At 44.2% G+C, this 15,730-nt stretch carries 14 protein-coding genes; 9 read left to right on the top strand and 5 right to left on the bottom strand.

The genetic code is table 11. From position 1 onward, the window contains the following. Positions 1-36 precede the first annotated feature (36 nt). The 5 genes from Q0590_RS10035 (at position 37) to Q0590_RS10015 (ending at position 5,514) form a co-directional block, all read left to right on the top strand. Positions 37-1,437, top strand: coding sequence for a hypothetical protein (locus Q0590_RS10035; RefSeq protein WP_302037390.1), 1,401 nt, complete (start codon positions 37-39; stop codon positions 1,435-1,437). Positions 1,438-1,559: 122 nt separating this feature from the next. Beyond that, complete coding sequence (locus tag Q0590_RS10030; protein WP_302037389.1) at positions 1,560-2,162, top strand: hypothetical protein; 603 nt, start codon at positions 1,560-1,562, stop codon at positions 2,160-2,162. Between the two features lie 127 nt (positions 2,163-2,289). Then, positions 2,290-2,802, top strand: a complete 513-nt coding sequence (locus Q0590_RS10025; RefSeq protein WP_302037388.1) for a putative immunity protein — start codon at positions 2,290-2,292, stop codon at positions 2,800-2,802. Positions 2,803-3,137: 335 nt separating this feature from the next. Next, positions 3,138-4,490, top strand: coding sequence for a serine hydrolase (locus Q0590_RS10020; RefSeq protein WP_302037387.1), 1,353 nt, complete (start codon positions 3,138-3,140; stop codon positions 4,488-4,490). Between the two features lie 205 nt (positions 4,491-4,695). Further along, positions 4,696-5,514, top strand: coding sequence for an alpha/beta hydrolase (locus tag Q0590_RS10015; RefSeq protein ID WP_302037386.1), 819 nt, complete (start codon positions 4,696-4,698; stop codon positions 5,512-5,514). 139 nt (positions 5,515-5,653) lie between these two features. On the opposite strand, the gene Q0590_RS10010 is transcribed toward Q0590_RS10015, so the two are convergent. The 3 genes from Q0590_RS10010 to Q0590_RS10000 are packed head-to-tail and all read right to left on the bottom strand — an operon-like array spanning position 5,654 to position 7,379. Continuing rightward, entirely contained in the window at positions 5,654-6,004 is a 351-nt protein-coding gene (locus Q0590_RS10010) for a hypothetical protein (protein WP_302037385.1), read from the bottom strand. A 46-nt stretch (positions 6,005-6,050) separates the two neighbouring features. Next, the gene (locus Q0590_RS10005) at positions 6,051-6,497 is read right to left on the bottom strand and encodes a pyridoxamine 5'-phosphate oxidase family protein (protein WP_302037384.1); all 447 of its coding nucleotides are present in this window, start codon (positions 6,495-6,497) and stop codon (positions 6,051-6,053) included. 33 nt (positions 6,498-6,530) lie between these two features. After that, a complete protein-coding gene (locus tag Q0590_RS10000; protein WP_302037383.1) occupies positions 6,531-7,379 on the bottom strand; it encodes a hypothetical protein in 849 nt (282 codons plus the stop codon). Between the two features lie 369 nt (positions 7,380-7,748). Here Q0590_RS10000 and Q0590_RS09995 point away from each other — a divergent pair, with 369 nt between their 5' ends. From Q0590_RS09995 to Q0590_RS09985, 3 genes are all read left to right on the top strand, one after another. Beyond that, a complete protein-coding gene (locus tag Q0590_RS09995) occupies positions 7,749-8,942 on the top strand; it encodes a serine hydrolase domain-containing protein (protein ID WP_302037382.1) in 1,194 nt (397 codons plus the stop codon). A gap of 80 nt (positions 8,943-9,022) precedes the next feature. Next, entirely contained in the window at positions 9,023-10,246 is a 1,224-nt protein-coding gene (locus tag Q0590_RS09990; RefSeq protein WP_302037381.1) for an MFS transporter, read from the top strand. 182 nt (positions 10,247-10,428) lie between these two features. Next, positions 10,429-12,711 carry a glycoside hydrolase family 3 protein gene (locus Q0590_RS09985; RefSeq protein WP_302037502.1) on the top strand — a complete coding sequence of 761 codons (2,283 nt, stop codon included), beginning with the start codon at positions 10,429-10,431 and terminating at the stop codon, positions 12,709-12,711. Between the two features lie 74 nt (positions 12,712-12,785). Here Q0590_RS09985 and Q0590_RS09980 read toward each other — a convergent pair whose 3' ends face one another. Both Q0590_RS09980 and Q0590_RS09975 read right to left on the bottom strand, forming a co-directional pair. Continuing rightward, entirely contained in the window at positions 12,786-13,859 is a 1,074-nt protein-coding gene (locus tag Q0590_RS09980) for a sialidase family protein (RefSeq protein ID WP_302037380.1), read from the bottom strand. A gap of 38 nt (positions 13,860-13,897) precedes the next feature. Beyond that, entirely contained in the window at positions 13,898-14,797 is a 900-nt protein-coding gene (locus Q0590_RS09975; protein ID WP_302037379.1) for a 3-keto-disaccharide hydrolase, read from the bottom strand. 159 nt (positions 14,798-14,956) lie between these two features. Between Q0590_RS09975 and Q0590_RS09970 the strand changes: the two genes are divergently transcribed. Continuing rightward, positions 14,957-15,634, top strand: coding sequence for an NAD-dependent epimerase/dehydratase family protein (locus Q0590_RS09970; protein WP_302037378.1), 678 nt, complete (start codon positions 14,957-14,959; stop codon positions 15,632-15,634). Positions 15,635-15,730: the final 96 nt, after the last annotated feature.

The raw sequence follows: 15,730 nt of genomic DNA, 5'->3' as shown, positions 1-15,730 counted from the left end.
GTGGCTTTGTTTTTCTCCCATAAAATGTTAATACCTATGAAAATTCTATATACCTCAGTTTATATTGCTAGTTTAGTACTACTCAGTTATACTTCCCTTTTTGCCCAGCATGGAGATCATACCGGGCACGACACCCATCAAACACCAACAGATACCGTACAATCGCATGAAGGACATTTGATGATGCACGATTCTACAGCTGCCCCTATGTCGCATGCGTTCTCCCTGAATCTGCCCATGAACAGAAACGGCTCCGGCTCTGGCTGGCTTCCCGATCTGGCACCCATGTATGGATACATGATTCATACCGATAAATGGATGTATATGGTTCATGGCAACGTGTTTGTGCGGTATAATAATCAGGATATTACCAACAAAGGCACCAGAGGCGATACAAAAATAGATGCCCCTAACTGGTTTATGGCTATGGGTCAGCGAAGGGTAGGAAAGAGAGGATTGTTCCGCTTCAGCACGATGTTTTCCTTAGATCCCTTATTCGGAGGCGATGGCTATCCGCTGCTTTTCCAGACGGGTGAAACCTTTCAGGGGCAGCCACTGGTAGACCGGCAACATCCCCATAACCTGTTTTCTGAATTATCGGTAGCCTATACGCATATGCTATCTAAGGACATAGATGTGTTTGCCTATCTGGCGTATCCCGGGGAACCTGCGTTAGGGCCGGTAGCTTTTATGCACCGTCCATCCAGTTTCAATAACCTGGATTCTCCGCTTGGCCACCACTGGCAAGATGCTACGCATATAACCTTTGGCGTGGCTACGGCCGGTATCCGGTACAAAATAGTTAAGGCTGAAGCATCGGTATTTACGGGCCGCGAGCCTGGAGAAGCCCGGTATGGGTTGGATAAACCCCGCTTCGATTCTTATTCTTACCGGTTGTCGGTCAATCCAACGGCTAACTTTGCTATTCAGGCCTCTCAGGCATTTATCAAAAGCCCCGAAGTGGTGGAGCCAGAAGAAGATGTATGGCGCACTACTGCTTCTGTACTACATGCTTTACCTCTGGCCGGAGAAAATTATCACCTCAACTCGGCATTGATTTGGGGATTTAATGATGCCGGAGGCCACCACAAAGAGCATTCCCTCACGGCAGAATCTAATTTGCAGCTGGATAAATTTGCAGTGTATGGCCGGTATGAGTGGGTACAAAAATCGTCTGGGGAGTTGCAGGTGGAACAACAGCTTGGAGACGATGAGATATTTGACATCAATGCTCTTACGTTGGGTACGAATTATACAGTTCTCCGCAAATGGAACACCAATTTTAGCCTGGGCATACAAGGCAGCGTATACATGGCAGAATCCCGCTTAAATGCTATCTACGGCAACAATCCTCTGTCTGGCCAGGTATATCTGCGGATTAGCCCACACCTGATGCCTATGGCCATGAATAGGACCAGACAAATGTCGGGCAGGTAACCGAATGATATAGCTATTATTGTGTATTTTATATATTTGCTACATACACCTACCTGCTAATTAGAGGTAGGTGTATATATATGTTCTATGTCATTAGTCATTAAAAGAGATAAATTGAAAGCATGAAAAAGTTTTACCTGGATGATCCAGAAATTGGTCCTGATCCTGCCACTAGTCATCCTCGATTCAATGAATTAATGAAGGATGAATTTTACACTGATTGTTTGGACGAATTCTCTCCCTTTGGCAATGATGACGGGGCCGATACGCTTTACAATTTAGAGGATTGGTACCGAGAAACAAAAGGGAAAGCTGATATTGTGGCTTTCATGTTTGACCATATTGATGGCTTTGGCTTCAAGTATGCATGTGATGGATGCGTGCAGTCATTGGACTTAGAATTTATTAATCAATTACAGCAAGAGGATGAGTTTTTCATAGATTGCATGGATAAAGCTATAATTGCAACTGTTTTTGGCCAATTAAAAATAGAAGGAAAAATAGCACCTGCACTCAAAGAATTGGGAATAATAGCTTTAGAAAGACAGAAGCTAGTCACCTTACAACGATTAGCCAACAATGAAGTAGACTTAAGCAAACTCTTCAAAATCGTAGATGGAAAGAGTACTAGGGAAAATGAAGAGGGGAATACCAATCACTTACAAGATGCCTACTTGGAACGATTGGAAATCATGAAGAAGGATTTAGAAAAGTACACTAAATAAAGGCTAGAACATCAAACCCTGCAACAACCATGCTGCTAATGCTCAACAGGAAGCAATGGTATGTGTGAGTTCTTACGCCATTCATTCACAACCAATAAAAACCAGCCGGTAAACGCAAGGCTAGCCTATGATACTACCCAAAGAAAGAGATCCAAGGTTTATCACCCTCAGGCGAGGAGGAACATTAACCGATTCACATCATCAGTTACTTGCCTTGTGGGCGGCTACATGTGCAGAACACGTACTACACCTGTTTGAGCAACTCCATGCTGAAGATGAACGGCCAAGACAAGCCATAGTTTTGACACGGGCATGGGCAAACGGAGAGATACCGATGAAACAAGCCCACAAGGCCGCCTTTGCGGCCAATGCTGCTGCCAAAGGAATGCCCCTTGCTGCCCGCTTCGCAGCCTTGGCAGCCGGACAAGCTGTGGCTGTGGCGCATGTGGCGGCACATGAACTGGGGGCTGCTGCCTATGCTATCAGAGCGGTTCAAGAATCTGTTGAAGAAAAGGATAGAGAGAAAATGGGGCAAAAAGAATGTCAATGGCAGCGGGATCAGCTTCCAAAAGAGATTCGTGAACTTGTTTTAGATGACCAACAGATAAGAAATCACCTGTGTTGGTTTGTATTTACCTAGTGTGAAAGAAAATTCTGGGGCATACTAAATGGAAATAAGGTCTTCCAACAGGTTTAACCAGAATGCCAGCCCTGCTTGTAAGCCCAGCACAACGTGATACCGGAACACAAGCGTTCAATAGTCTATCAAACACTGTTCTTCCCGAAAAAATGGGTCCGGCTGCAGAAGTATTTTATATGTGTGCGGAAAAGCACAAGTCAGCGTGATCTCGCACAACTATATGCTGTTGCTAAGGGCAAAATTATGAATAAAACATTGAATTGCAGTAGGTTGCGTAAATGGCATGGCCTTTGGATATCCCTGCTTGAAAAACAAACTAAAACGCAACACTACGTATGAAAAAGTTCTTATTCTTTATTTCGGTTCTGCTCACTTATGCCACACAAACTTCCGCGCAAACCAACGAGATTGCCACCAAAGCCGACGAATTGATGACAGCTTATACCAAGCAGAAAAAATTCAGCGGATCTGTACTAATTGCCAGAAAAGGAGACATTCTTTTTGAAAAAGGGTATGGAATGGCTAATCTGGAAAAAAAGTTGCCCAACACCCCAGATACCGAGTTCCGCATTGCTTCTATCACCAAAACGTTTACCTCCGCAATTATTCTCAGGCTAGCTGAGCAAAAGAAAATAGCCCTGGATGATGCCTTGACTAAGTTTATACCGGATTATCCCAACGGAGAAAAAATCCAGATCAAGCATTTGTTAAGCCATTCTTCCGGAATTGTTAGCTATACAACTTTGCCAGATTATTTTAAAACCTGGATTAACCATTCCTTAACGTCAAAGCAAACCATGGAACATTTCAAAAACCTGCCGTTGGAATTTCAGCCAGGAACCCGCTTTGGCTACAGCAACTCAAACTATGTATTGCTTTCGTACATTGCCGAAAAAGTGACAGGGAAAGAGTTAGGTAGTTTATACCAGCAGGAAATTTTCTCTAAACTGAAAGTAGCTCATACCGGGAAAGATGCCAACAACCGGACGTCCGAGTTCCAGGCCAGAGGGTATATTACCAATCCACAAACTGCCGAATGGATACCGGCTAACCCGATGGATATTACTACGCCAGCCGGTGCAGGATGTATTTACTCGTCTGTACGCGATTTGTATGCCTGGGACCGAAGCCTCTATACGAATGCTATTTTATCTGAACAATCAAAACAAATGGCCTTTACGCCCTATCAGGCCGGGTATGGATATGGATGGCAGGTAGGTGAAAAATATGGCAAAAAGCAGGTAAGCCATAGTGGGAAAAGTCCGGATGGGTTTGTTACAAATCTGATCCGTTTTCCGGAGCAAGAGGTGTGTATTATCTTTCTGTCGAACTATGGGGATGTAGATGGCCGGCAACTAAGCGATGATTTAACGGCTCTTGTATTCAACGAAGCGTATAATCTTCCCAAGCAAAAAGTAGAAGTTACTTTAGACGAAGAAGTGCTTGCCAGATATGCAGGCGTATACCAGCTTGACCCGCAATTTAATGTTACCATATCAGTAGAAGGCAATAAATTATATGCCTTAGCTGTAGGCGATGCCGAAAAAATGGAGTTAACGGCTGAAGGTATTAATAAATTTTTTATGAAAGGACCTGAAATAGAAATAGAATTTATTGAAGAAAACGGCAAGGTACAGTATATGCTCATTAAAATGCAGGGAGGGAAAAAACTAACCAAAATCAGTTAGTTACTGAACATTATACCTGACATTGAAATCGGAAAGCCGGCAAGGGAGGAATCCATTTCTTTTCTGCCGGTTTTCTTTTGTAAGTAATAAAGGCACGCGTACAAAGCCAGATCTATATACACAGTTTCCGGGCGGTTTTTGAAAAAGCTGCATCCATGTGTATATTGCTCTTACGTAGCCGGTAGGGTAGGGCTATATCATTTACATGAAAAAAATGATTTTGTGGATCATAGGAATTTTTTCGGTGCTTTATCTGATTTTTTGCAGCGTCTTTTATTTTTACCAGGAGAAACTGATTTTTTACCCGGAAAAAATTCCGGCAAGCTACCGCTTCACGTTCAGTCAGCCTTTTCAGGAGCATTTCATCCCGGCAGCCGATGGCACCCACCTTCATGGCGTTCTGTTTAAGGCTGATTCAAGCAAAGGTCTGGTGTTTTTTCTGCATGGAAATGCCGGGGCAGTCAATACCTGGGGCGAACTGGCTAGTACCTATACCAGAGTAGGCTACGATTTTTTTGTGCTGGATTACCGCGGGTTTGGCAAAAGTGAAGGAAAACTGACAGATGAGAACCAATTCTTTGCCGATGTGCAAACTGCCTATACGTATATAAAACAGGCGTATGCGGAGGAAACCATTGTCGTGATAGGCTTTTCTATTGGTACGGCATCGGCTGCTATGCTGGCAGCCAATAACCAACCTGGCCGGCTTATCCTGAAAGCCCCTTACTATAGTTTGCTGGATCTGATGCAGAATATCTCGCCGGTTATTTACGCTACGCTGCCGCCGTTTTTATTTAAGTATAGATTTAAGACCTATGAATTTATTCCCAGGATTCAGGCACCTATTACTATTTTTCATGGAGATAAAGATTATGTAATTTATTATGGCTCGTCAGGGAAATTACAGCGGCATCTGAAACCTACCGATCAGGTAATTGTGTTGCCAGGACAAGGCCATAATGGAATTAATGAGAATAGGGAATACCTCCGGGTTTTACATACATTACTAAGCCAGAGAAAGTAAATGTACGAATGAAGTCCATACAACCGGAACGTTGGCTTCAGGCTTGGGACTTGAGTTTGGTGGCCATGTTACCGGCTTGTATAGCGTTAGCCATACGTTTAGTCTGGTTGGTGGTTTACCTCAGTTATGATAGGCTTTTTCAATCAAAATAACCTTTATACGTCAGTATAATGCCTGTTACAAGTAATAGTAGGAGCACTACATACGTAAATGTACTTTTTTTAAGCTGCCTGGCATTAGGAAAAAACATTCTGTAAAGCCCTGCCATAAGAGACAACCAGCCTGTCAGGGTGATCATCATAGGCCAGTCCAATGCCCAATAATTATAGGTGCGGACAATGGAAAGCCCTCCAACAAATAAAAGTAAACCATTCAAATATACCAGGTTTGCTTCCACTCTTTCCCAGATATGAAGATTAAGCCCTTCTGAAATAGAAAGGACAACCAAGATGGGGCCAAGTAGACCGGCCAGTTGTATTGCTTTTTCCAAGTAGTATCTTTTCTTAAATAGACTTTCTGTACTTTCTCAGGCATCCTTACCTTTTCTCGTACCTGCCAGATTTCTCTTCTATGCTGATCCGGTAAGTAACCAGAACCGGGCGGCTGATACTGGCTAGCTGATGAATATCTATTCCGCCGGAAGGAATAGTTTCGCTTACCTGAAAAGGTAATATCCGGTTCAGGAGTAAGCGTTCTGCTTGGTGGCTAGCTTCGCCGGAAAGTTCTTCAAAGGTGCCCTGAATTACTACGCTTTGCCAGTTGGCAAGATTCTGAATAGCATCCACCTGAAAACAAACCTGAGGGTTGTTCCGCATCATCTCTATTTTCAGGCCTTCTTTCGTGTGGCCATAAATATACTCTCCGTCATATACATAGGTAACTGGCAGCACATACACTCTACCGGCATCACAGCAGCCTATATGGCCGATCATCTGGCTGCGTAATACAAAATCTATTTGTTCCTGATTTAATACACCTAACATAGCTATATGCGTTATGGGTAAACTCGGTTACATTTATTCAAAGGGATACCCTGTAGATTCTACCGGGTGCCTGGGCTGTGTATCAATAGCCAGTAAAGGAATGTCTAATGATGCAGCCTGGGCAGCCATATCTGAAACGTCAGCATAGGCAGGACCGGGCACCTGTGTTTGAATTTCAGGCACGGTAATCAGCAGATCAGCTTTGGTCTGCTGCACCAGTTTGCAAATGGTATCGGCAGTGTTTTCTGTTTCTGCTTCTTCAAAATGGATAAAGCTGTAAGGAAAGGTGAAATAAAAATCTACCGAACACTGGTAAAAAGGATGGGTGCCTGATCCGGCACAAGGTCTGTTTAACTGGTACAGAAATATTTCTGCACCAAAATTTCTGGCTATTTCCTCAATAAATTTCATCCTGGGTTCAATAGAACATTCATGATCGATAACCAGTAAAATCCGCTGGATAGGTTTAAAAACAACTGTTTCCGGAATCAACAATGCAGGGCATTTGGCTTGTTTTACTAATTCTGCCAGAGGTTGTCCCAGACAGTCGGCATAGGTAAAGCTTCTATCTACGCCGGTTATCAGCATATCTGCTTCAGAGGCAACAGCATTTTTGGCTATACTATGAATTGCCTGTAGTCTGACAGAAGGTTCCGTGAGCATAGCCACTTCCGCAGAAGAATTACCTGAGTCGTTCCAGGCTTTATCTACAGGGAAATAATATTCATCCGGCACAGCAGGCAGGGAAGTAAACAGGTGCTGTAAGGAAGCGTGCTCCAGTAGAATCAACGAAGGGCGCACGCTCCGGCAGAAATTTTTTACATAGTGTACCGCATTTCTGCCCATCGGGCTGGCATCGGTGGTGCATATAACAGTTTTCATAACTCAGAAGGAAAAAAATGAAATGGATACTAGGTACAACTAAATGAAGGGCTCCTTGGTAGAAAATACCCCAACAAACGCAAAAACAGGAGATTGTCTCTCGTCCAGCTTTCCTAAGTCTGGTTTAAACAAATTTCCGCCAAGTACCGCCCACAAACAAGTACAATAATCACCCATTCCCATGACTTATGTCATGAAAGAAGAAGGTGAAATCAACAAAGCCCTTGATGGAATGCCAGGTAGTGATAAATATCATGGGCCACCATAACCGGTGTCATCGCATGAGCCATAGTTTATCTGCACCTTTACTCTTACAGAAAGGCTACGAAGCTAGAAGTCAATGCCATCAACTTAAACCCACTCAATGCCATGAAAGCTTTTATTACCCTCGGAATGCTGCTCTTCAGCATGGTTACGTTTGCACAGGAAGCACAAAAGCAAACAATTGACAGCCTGGCCAGGCTCTATATGGGTTCTGAAAAAAACCGCCTGCTGGCTATAGGCATTGTTGAAGCAGGCAAGAAACAGATCTTTAGTTTCGGACAAGCCTACAATAGTCAGCAAATAAAAGTTAAATCAAATGAGGCCGTTTTCGAGCTTGGCGAACTTAGCAGCTTGTTTACTACTACCTTGCTTGCCCGCATGGCCGTGGAAGGTGACTTAAACATCGAAACCCCGTTGCAAGCCTTGATGCCAGGGCAACGGCTTCCGGTTTACCAGAAATTAACCTGTGAACCAGTGGGGCCGGGATATAACCTGTATGCCTGCGACCCTAAGACAAATGATGAAACGATTAGTATCCTGCTTTGCAATCTGGCTACCCATACAGCCGGATTCCCAGCCAACCCTCCGGATTTTATTTCCAGGCTACATCCAAAAAATCCCTATGCCAGCTATACAACGAAAGATTTATACAGGTATTTAAACAATCATCCTATTACGTTCACCAGTGGGTTTGAGTACCAATATTCTCATGTAGGCATGGCATTACTGGGCCATAGCTTAGCCTTAAAAACATCCCGGCCCTATGAGACTTTGTTACAGGAACGGGTGCTCCAACCCTTAAATTTATCTCATACGTTTCACCTGTTCCCGGCAGAAGCACACAACAACCGCATACAAGGCTATACTCAAACAAATAAAGCAGCCAAGCCCTGGGAGTTTGATGTACTGGCGCCTTCTGCCGGCTTACATGGTACAATTGAAGATATGATGCAATTCCTTGCGGTAAATATGGGTGTAACCGAAACAGAGTGGTTACCTGCCGTACGGCTGGCACAAAACCCTAGAGAAACTATCCGGCATAAAGAACTCAAAGGCAGCAAAGCCGGCTTAGGCTGGATAATGAGTAACCTGCCCGGAACGACCGAAGAAATAATCTGGCTGGCAGGAAAAACCGGCGGCTTTGCTGCCTACATAGCTTTTACCAGTGATTATACCAGGGGAGTGGTTATTCTTTCTAACCAGGCAAAACCCTTGAACCAGACAGGAATCCAAATACTGAAAACCCTGCAAGCAGAGACAGGTTCCCGGACAGTACATGCTCCAGTGTTACTTAGATAACTACTAAAATTCTGGATGGTTGGTTCATAGAAAAGCAAACAGAAAGATAATACCTTTGCATACTTTTCTGTTTGCTGCCTATGACATCCATTATCCGCCTCTACCGGAATGCATACGGAGGGTTATCTACCCCTTCCTGGATGCTTGCCCTGGTTATGTTTATTAACCGCAGTGGCTCCATGGTAGTGCCTTTCCTGAGTGTATACCTCACTGGTTCCTTGAAATTTACTATTGAGCAGGCGGGTATTATCCTTACGGCTTTTGGTATAGGCTCTATGGCCGGTGCTCTACTGGGTGGCTGGCTTTCCGACAAATTAAGCCCCTTTCTGGTACAGGTATTGAGTTTAGTAGCAGGCGGCTGCTTGTTTCTGGTATTGGCGCATATTACAACCTATTATTTGCTGTTAGCCGGCATATTGCTGCTGAGTGTGATCTCCGAATGCCTCCGGCCTGCTAACTCTGCTTCCATAGCCTTGTATGCCCGTCCGGAGAATGTAACCCGTTCATTTTCATTGAACCGGATGGCTATTAATTTAGGCTTTTCTATTGGGCCGGCCATCGGCGGGTTGCTGGCTTCCATTTCCTATTATTGGATTTTCATAGCAGATGGATTGACCTGTATAGTAGCCGGACTTTTCTTTTATCTGTATTTCCGGCAACTCCCAGCCAGGCAATCCACGCCAGCCGTACAGCAGTCGGTATCCGAAAAATCACCCTACCTCGATATTCCCTTTTTACTTTTCCTGGTGTTTGTTACCTGTTATGCCATTTCGTTTACTCAGTTTTTCTTCACCCTTCCGCTGTATTACCGGGAAGTGTATCACCTGTCAGAAATTCAGATAGGCTTGTTGTTGGGTTTTAACGGTTTGCTCGTCTTTCTTTTTGAAATGATTATTGTACACCGGCTGGAAAGAAAAACCATCATATGGCATCAGGTGGTATTGGGTACCTTACTTTGCGGCTTTTCGTTTGTGTTACTGAATCTATTTTCGGCTCCGGTAATTTTGATAATAGCTATGGTGCTGTTAACCTTTTCCGAAATATTTGCTATGCCGTTTATGGTAACCTACACGGTAAAACGGGCAGGTGAACGCAACCGGGGAAGTTATCTGGGCTTGTATTCGATGGCATTTGCAGCCGCTTTTATTCTGGCACCTTTTCTGGGTACTAAAGTGATCAGTTATGCCGGGTTTGCCACACTATGGTGGTCAGCCGGAGTACTTTCTTTATTCACAGCTGGTGGTTTCTACCTGACTATGAACGAAAAAAAAGTAACCGAGCCCTTAAAGCTACCAAGTAACTAAATAGACATATTTCAGGAATAAATAGTCAACTTTTGTTCTTTAAGTAAAATCCCGTAAATTGTGTCAGTATAACACAATGAAAAAGTAGTTATACCAATACGTCTATGAGATACCTTCCCCTACACCTGCTAAGCCTGGCTGCTTTTCTTTTGCCAGGCATGCCTCCGGCTGGCCAACCTTCAATGAAATCTTCATCAGAAAAGCAACAAGATGAACCTATTCAGGTTGTTGTGAACAAAAATGGGCCGACACTTACCTATTCTTCTGCATCCGGTATAACCATTTTGACAGAGAATGGCTTTTCATTCAAGGACCTTAATAAAAATGGAAAGCTGGACAAATATGAGGATTGGCGGTTGCCGGTAGACGAACGGGCCAAAGACTTAGCCTCTAAACTTTCGGTGGAGCAAATAGCCGGATTAATGTTGTACAGCAAACATCAACCCATTCCTGTAGCAGCCGCAGGACCGTTTGCTGGCACCTATAATGGAAAACCATTTGCCGAGAGTGGCGCCAATCCTTCTGACCTGTCGGATCAGCAAAAAGAATTTCTGACCAAAGACCATCTGCGGCATGTGCTCATTACCTCTGTGCAGAGCCCCGAAGTAGCGGCTCAATGGAATAATAAGGCACAAGCTTTGGTGGAGGGAATAGGCATGGGAATACCCATCAATACTAGTTCTGATCCCAGGAATGGCACAAAAGCAGATGCCGAATACAATGCAGGGTCTGGTGGAACAATCTCTATGTGGCCGGGTTCACTAGGATTGGCAGCTACCTTTAATCCGGAACTGGTGAAACAATTCGGGCAAATTGCCGCGGCAGAATACCGGGCATTAGGCATTGCCACAGCTTTATCTCCGCAGGTAGATTTAGCCACCGATCCCCGCTGGAACCGGGTAAGCGGAACTTTTGGCGAAGACCCCATGCTCGCAACCGATATGGCAAGGGCCTATACTGACGGCTTTCAGACCTCTATGGGCACTCAGGAGATTAAAAACGGATGGGGCTATACCAGTGTAAATGCCATGGTGAAACACTGGCCAGGCGGAGGTTCTGGTGAGGGTGGCCGAGATGCACATTACGGCTATGGCAAATATGCCGTATATCCTGGCAATAACTTCCAAACACATTTTCTGCCCTTTACCGAAGGTGCTTTTAAACTGAGTGGCAAAACCAAAATGGCTTCCGCTGTGATGCCCTACTATACCATTTCCTATAACCAGGATAAAAAGAATAATGAAAATGTAGGCAATGGCTACAACAAATATATTATTGGCGATTTACTCAGAGACAAATATAAATACGATGGCGTAGTGTGTACGGATTGGCTGGTTACTGGCGATGAAACAGCAGTAGATGTGTTTTTAACAGGCAAATCATGGGGTGTAGAAAAATTATCCGTAGCCGAGCGGCATTACAAAGCCCTGATGGCTGGTGTAGACCAGTTTGGGGGCAATAATGAAATGCCTCCGGTGTTAGAGGCGTATCAGATGGGAGTAAAAGAGCATGGGGAAGCAAGCATGCGGAAACGGTTTGAACAATCGGCTGTGCGCTTGCTGCGTAATATCTTTCAGGTAGGTTTGTTTGAAAACCCCTATCTGGACCCACAAGTCTCCAAACAAACCGTAGGCAAACCAGAGTTTATGCAGGCTGGCTATCAGGCCCAGCTCCAATCAGTGGTGATGCTCAAAAACAAAGATAAAGCATTGCCTTTGCAGAAAAATAAAAAGGTATACATACCCAAACGGTTCACCCCGGCTGGCCGCAACTTCCTGGGAATGGCTACCCCCGAAAAGCTAGATTACCCGGTGAACCTGGCCATTGTGAAAAAATATTTCCAGGTAACAGAAAATCCGGAGGAAGCCGATTATGCCTTGGTATTTATTCAAAGTCCGAATTCTGGTGGGGGGTACAACAGCGAAGCAGCCAAAGCAGGAGAAACAGGCTACGTACCTATAAGTTTGCAATATGAAGAATATACAGCCAAGGGCACCCGGAACACAAGTATTGCCGGAGGTGATCCGCTGGAAAAGTTTACCAACCGTTCCTATGAAGGTAAACGGACTAAAGCTATCAACCATACGGATTTAACGATGGTTACCGAAACACAGGCCAAAATGAAGGGCAAGCCAGTAATTGTGGCTATGAATTTATCGAACCCGGCAATTATGAAAGAGTTTGAAAAGCAAGCCAGTGCCATTCTCATTCACTTTGGTGTACAAGACCAGGCGCTGATGGAAATAGTTAGCGGAGCCAGTGAACCTTCCGCTTTGCTGCCCCTACAAATGCCTGCTGATATGCAAACGGTAGAAGCCCAGGCGGAAGATGTACCCCGTGATATGAAATGTTATGTAGATTCGGAAGGAAATACCTATGATTTTGGCTATGGCCTCAACTGGAAAGGGGTAATAAAAGATGCCCGTACCACCCGTTACAAACGGACTACCCTGAGTGTGAAATAAGGGTATATTATACATTCTATCACTAAAAAACCTTACTATAACTGTAAGGGTTTTTAGTGCTGTTCTACAGTTCGCTAGTTCACTTTTGCCGTCCAGAAGGCAATGCGTTGCCGTTTCCAGGTAAAGGTGCCTGCTACACTGTCGCCATAACTGATAATGGAAGGATAAGAAAATTCATCTCCTTTTTGCCCCGTTTCCAGGTCAGTAGCCGGGGACCAGGTTTTGCCATTATCCGTAGATACCGTAAGAGAAATTGGCTGACGTTCACCCCAGTTTTTATTATCCTTGTTATATACTAATACTAAGGTGCCATCAGATAGTTTGGTCAGGTCAATGCCAGTATTGGGATTTGGAAGCGACGTTTTGTAAACTGGCGTCCAGGTTTTGCCATAATCTTTGGAGTCGCTGCGGCAAATAACACCTGCCGAACTTCTAAGGAGCATATGCACATTTCCCGGAGATGATTCCCACAGGGTAGGTTGAATGACTCCTTCGTTTGGGATGAGTTTCCGGTCGAGCGCAATAAAATTATTTGCTTTCCAGGTTTTGCCGCCATCTTCACTGATGTCTACAAACGCATTCCAGACCTTATTTTTCTCATCAGAAGCAGGTGCCAGCCAGGTACCATTGGAAAGAATAATTGGCTTGTTGCGTACTGGGCCTCTGCCGCCTTTATCTCCAGGTACCAGTTCCTTGGGCTCAGACCAGGTGCTGCCATTATCGCCTGAAATGATATACCAGGTTTCCCAGAAATCAATGGTTTTTCCTACTTTAAAATAGAGCATAATCTCTCCAGAAGGCAAATTGAATAGTACCGGATTCCAGTGCGCATCTTCCCGGATTTTAGCTATTTCTTTGGGTGCTGACCATTTACCAGGTATGCCTTTAGAAAGCCAGATGCCTACATCATCGTGTTTTTCGCGGGTACCACCAAACCATGCTACCAGAAACTGATTATCTGTCGTCCGCACGAGCGTAGAAGCATGGCACTGGGCAAAAGGACGTTGATCACCAAAAACAAAGTCTTTCTTTATTTCCGATATAGCTTTGGCAGGTTGCTTTTCAGTGGAAGGAATAAAAGGAAACCGGTAGGCAGCTAATCCAATTAATAAACTGCCCCAAATAAATAAGTGGTAAGTTGCTTTCATGTCGTAACAGGTAGGTATCAGTAAAAAGTAGAAATAACTTATGGTTTACCTTTTGGCTTTGTTGTACAATCACATTCGCCAGCCACCACAAAATACGGCCGGTAACTTTTACAAGACTTATTCATACAGCCTTTCAAGTTCAATAATTCTACCTGCCGGAAATCTATCGGGTGGCTTTCGGCTTGCAGGGCAATATAGCCTTCCTTCAATGCCATGCCATTTTTATCTTTCCAGACTTTGGTATAGGCATCTTCTCTTCCCTGTGCCCAGTATTCCTCTCCAATCTGAGGCCGGTAATAGCTAAGTACCGTATCTCCCTCAATAAGATGCGTAAGTAAGGAATCACCTAGTACAACTATTTCGGCTTTTACCCAACCATCGCCATCATACGTTTTGGAATCAGAATCGATACAATGGTTAGGATTGAGCTTGCCGTTCATATGCACAATGGTGCCAGGTGTACACAGGTTACCAGTATGCCGTTCGCCCTTGCCAAGCCCACCCAAGGTTTGAAACTCCAGGGATACTGGAAATTCCTGATCCATGGTGAGACTACTGGCTGGTTGCGAATGATACATTACCCCACTGTTCCGTACATTCCAGTTGGCCCCACCTGGCGTCTGGTTGCCAGTAAAGCGGTATTGGAAACGGAGAATATAATGCGAGTAGGGCTCTTTGTAATACATATGGCCGTACTTATTATCGAAGTTCTGGTACTCGTCATACGAAATGCGGACCATGCCATTTTCGTAGCGGAAGGTATTTTTATAGTTCTCATTGAGGGGATGCCCGGAAATTTTAATGTCCCAGCCAGCCAGGTCTTTGCCATTGAACAGCGGCTTCCAGTCCTTTTTATCCTCCTTTATCTGGGCTGTAGCAGCGGCGAAAGGAAGTATCAGGAGGAAGAATAAAAAAGCAGGTAGTTGAAATTTTAGCATGGAAATGATAAAAAACAGGTAAAAGGTTGGTTGAAAAAAATGTCACATAAAGTGTTTCAATATAGTTTTTTTAATCAAACTATGACAAATATTCTTTAATTTATACCCTCATACAATTTTGTTGCCGCCCATTCGTAGGCGTATTAAACAACCACCCAAATGAACACACAAACAAAAATACGGGCTATAATTACTGGTGCCACTGGTATGGTGGGCGAAGGGGTCTTGCATGAATGCCTGCAACATCCGCAAGTAGAAAAAGTATTGGTGATCAACCGCAAACCCGGCGGTGTAACCCACCCGAAACTGACGGAAATTATTCACAAAGATTTTTTTGATATAACGCCATTAGAACCACAACTGAGTGGATACAATGCCTGCTTCTTCTGCCTGGGAGTATCGTCTGTGGGAATGAAAGAGCCGGAATATTACCAGAAGACTTATACCTTAACGCTTCATGTAGCAGGCATCCTCAGTAAATTAAACCCGGATATGACTTTTTGTTACGTGTCTGGCGCCGGTACGGATAGCTCGGAAAAAGGCCGGAGTATGTGGGCCAGGGTAAAAGGCAAAACCGAAAATGACCTGATGAAGCTGCCTTTTAAAAAAGTGTTTGCTTTCCGGCCAGGGTTTATGCGTCCGACAAAGGGCATGAAAAATACCTCGCCTTATTATAAGTATATTTCCTGGCTGTATCCGTTTGGGAGAGCCACGTTTCCACAGTACTTCTGTACCCTGCAGGAATTAGGCTTGGCCATGATCAACACCGTTAACGTAGGCCGGAACAGAGACATTCTGGAGGGCAAAGACATCATTGCCTTAGCTAAATCTGCCTGATTTTTTGTTTTTCAGCATTTATACAAATCTCCTATGTCAGTTATGAAATCATCAGGTACCTGTCTTTACAAGCCCGTTGCTTATTCAGAAAACAAT

It is taken from the genome of Rhodocytophaga aerolata (genome assembly GCF_030503435.1).
Lineage (GTDB): Bacteria > Bacteroidota > Bacteroidia > Cytophagales > 172606-1 > Rhodocytophaga > Rhodocytophaga aerolata.
The sequence above is the reverse complement of the archived record's forward strand: the minus strand, read 5'-3'. Positions and strand labels throughout refer to the sequence as shown.

Bases quoted from the DNA above. Each gene is read 5' to 3' on its own strand.
- Q0590_RS10005 (WP_302037384.1), bottom strand. From the start codon at position 6,497: ATGTTAGGTGTATTAAATCAGGAACAAATAGATTTTGTATTACGCAGC.
- Q0590_RS10020 (WP_302037387.1), top strand. From the start codon at position 3,138: ATGAAAAAGTTCTTATTCTTTATTTCGGTTCTGCTCACTTATGCCACA.
- Q0590_RS09970 (WP_302037378.1), top strand. From the start codon at position 14,957: ATGAACACACAAACAAAAATACGGGCTATAATTACTGGTGCCACTGGT.
- Q0590_RS10035 (WP_302037390.1), top strand. From the start codon at position 37: ATGAAAATTCTATATACCTCAGTTTATATTGCTAGTTTAGTACTACTC.
- Q0590_RS10000 (WP_302037383.1), bottom strand. From the start codon at position 7,379: ATGAAAACTGTTATATGCACCACCGATGCCAGCCCGATGGGCAGAAAT.
- Q0590_RS09990 (WP_302037381.1), top strand. From the start codon at position 9,023: ATGACATCCATTATCCGCCTCTACCGGAATGCATACGGAGGGTTATCT.
- Q0590_RS09975 (WP_302037379.1), bottom strand. From the start codon at position 14,797: ATGCTAAAATTTCAACTACCTGCTTTTTTATTCTTCCTCCTGATACTT.
- Q0590_RS09985 (WP_302037502.1), top strand. From the start codon at position 10,429: ATGAAATCTTCATCAGAAAAGCAACAAGATGAACCTATTCAGGTTGTT.
- Q0590_RS09980 (WP_302037380.1), bottom strand. From the start codon at position 13,859: ATGAAAGCAACTTACCACTTATTTATTTGGGGCAGTTTATTAATTGGA.
- Q0590_RS10025 (WP_302037388.1), top strand. From the start codon at position 2,290: ATGATACTACCCAAAGAAAGAGATCCAAGGTTTATCACCCTCAGGCGA.
- Q0590_RS10015 (WP_302037386.1), top strand. From the start codon at position 4,696: ATGAAAAAAATGATTTTGTGGATCATAGGAATTTTTTCGGTGCTTTAT.
- Q0590_RS10030 (WP_302037389.1), top strand. From the start codon at position 1,560: ATGAAAAAGTTTTACCTGGATGATCCAGAAATTGGTCCTGATCCTGCC.
- Q0590_RS09995 (WP_302037382.1), top strand. From the start codon at position 7,749: ATGAAAGCTTTTATTACCCTCGGAATGCTGCTCTTCAGCATGGTTACG.